At 49.5% G+C, this 1,922-nt stretch carries 2 protein-coding genes and 1 pseudogene; 1 reads left to right on the top strand and 2 read right to left on the bottom strand.

What is annotated here, in order from left to right; translation table 11 throughout:
• Positions 1-40: 40 nt before the first annotated feature.
• Positions 41-601 carry a fimbrial protein gene (locus HP459_RS22690; RefSeq protein ID WP_022649431.1) on the bottom strand — a complete coding sequence of 187 codons (561 nt, stop codon included), beginning with the start codon at positions 599-601 and terminating at the stop codon, positions 41-43.
• A gap of 266 nt (positions 602-867) precedes the next feature.
• Positions 868-1,641 carry a zinc transporter ZupT gene (gene zupT / locus HP459_RS22695; protein ID WP_022649430.1) on the bottom strand — a complete coding sequence of 258 codons (774 nt, stop codon included), beginning with the start codon at positions 1,639-1,641 and terminating at the stop codon, positions 868-870.
• Positions 1,642-1,771: 130 nt separating this feature from the next.
• Between zupT and HP459_RS22700 the strand changes: the two are divergent.
• Positions 1,772-1,922: pseudogene (locus HP459_RS22700) on the top strand (4,5-DOPA dioxygenase extradiol); the annotation flags it as partial.

The following is a 1,922-nucleotide window of genomic DNA, read 5'->3' on the forward strand; positions in this document are numbered from 1 at the left end:
GCATGAATTACCAGTCGGCTAATACTGTTACGTAACAGAATTATTTGTACAACAGGACGTAGTTAGCCGTGGCTTCAACCTGGCCTGCCGTCGCAGTTTTACCCGTGGGGACTTCCATAACCGCTTTGAAATGCAGCGTCTGGGTGGTTGATCCTGCCAGCAACTCAACCTCGTTGGATTCTCCCAGCGTGATAGCAGCCTCCGCATTATCCAGCAGACGTACACCCACGTTCTGCGCACCACTTGCATAGGTGTTACTCATCAGGCTGGTGTCTGTCGCGTCTGTCGCTGCGCTGGTGAAGGTCACATCCACTTTGGTAATTGGCGTGTCGGTTTCGTCTGCCGGATCGTCAAGCTGGCAGTTTTCCAGATTAATATCGACCGGAACCGGCGTGGATTTTTTGTTGGCGTTGATAACGGCCGTAGTCACTTCACCCAGATCGACTTCTTTATCAACGCTGTCTGGTGCGATGCTGCACGGTGCGTCAATAACAACACCTTTGAATTTGATTTTGCCAGAGCCTTGATCTTCAGCAAAAGCAGAACCCGACACAATGCCAGCCATAGCCGCTGCTAACAGTAATTTCTTACCCATATACATGGAAATATCCTTTTTCAGAGTGATTCATAATGTGAATATTAATTTCAGAATACTTGCAAAGTATACGGATTGGGGTGGGAATACGCGATTAACGTGACTTAAATATATTTGTAGGTGCTTTTAATTAATATTTTCAGGCTATCTTAAGAGACGCCTTTTTTTGAAATTCTAATGGGTTTATATTTGGTGGGTTATTATAGGGTAAATATATAGGATTGTTATTTTGAATAGTATAATGCCTCCGTATGAAACGGAGGCATTAATTCTTAACCAATACCTGCCGTTTGTAGCAGAACCAGACTCATCCCCATCACTGACATTCCACACAGCACGCCGTAGCTTGGGTTATTGTTGGGATCGATCTCTTTTGCCAGCGGCATCAGCTCATCGACAGAGAGCGCGACCATAATTCCGGCCACGGCAGCCATAATTGCAGCCATTACAACCGGGGATACGAGGCTACCGAGGATCAGCCACGCCAGCACGCCGCCGAGAATTTCAGCCATCCCGGAGATACCCGCCCAAAAGACAGCTGTACGTTTTGAACCCGTGGCGGCATAAACGGGCCCGGCAACGGCAAGTCCTTCAGGAATATTGTGCAAAGCAACGGCCAGCGCGACACCAAAACCCATTTCCAGGTTGCTGCTGGCCGTGACATAGGTGGCGATACCTTCCGGAAAGTTATGCAGGCTGATACCCAGCGTCAGCAGAATGGCCGTGCGTTTGATATTGCCAGGGATGGGGGCAACGCTTTTTTGCATTAGATCCTGCGGGTGCGCGTGAGGAAGGATACGGTCGAGTGCAAAATAACCCAGCAGGCCAATGATAAACATGCCATAGCCCAGAACAGGCGACATCCCTTCGGCGTGAAGCGCGGCGGGCAGCATCTCCATCAGCGAGATAAGCAGCATAATCCCGGCGGCGAAACCCAGCGAGAAGGCCAGCAGGCGATTAGAGGGTTTTTGACCGAGTACCCCAAGGAACGCACCGATAAAGGTCGCGGCGCCCGCAAGTAAGGTCAAAATCAAAGGTACTGACATGCATTCTCCTTAAGCGATATCTGGCATTCAAATTTCCTGATGATGATCTTCACGGTTATCTACGTTCATCTTCACCTGAATGCGCGTAATGTAGGCCCATCACTTTGTCACTTCCTCTAAGGATATCACCATGTCTCCTTCTCGTATGCCAGCACTGTTTTTAGGCCATGGCAGCCCCATGAACGTTCTGGAAGATAACGTCTATACCCGCGCCTGGTGTCAACTGGGTAAGACGTTACCGCGTCCGAAGGCAATTGTGGTGGTCTCTGCGCACTGGTTTA

This window comes from Enterobacter sp. CM29, from assembly GCF_013179605.1.
GTDB lineage: Bacteria > Pseudomonadota > Gammaproteobacteria > Enterobacterales > Enterobacteriaceae > Enterobacter > Enterobacter intestinihominis.

Bases quoted from the DNA above. Each gene is read 5' to 3' on its own strand.
- HP459_RS22690 (WP_022649431.1), bottom strand. From the start codon at position 601: ATGTATATGGGTAAGAAATTACTGTTAGCAGCGGCTATGGCTGGCATT.
- zupT (WP_022649430.1), bottom strand. From the start codon at position 1,641: ATGTCAGTACCTTTGATTTTGACCTTACTTGCGGGCGCCGCGACCTTT.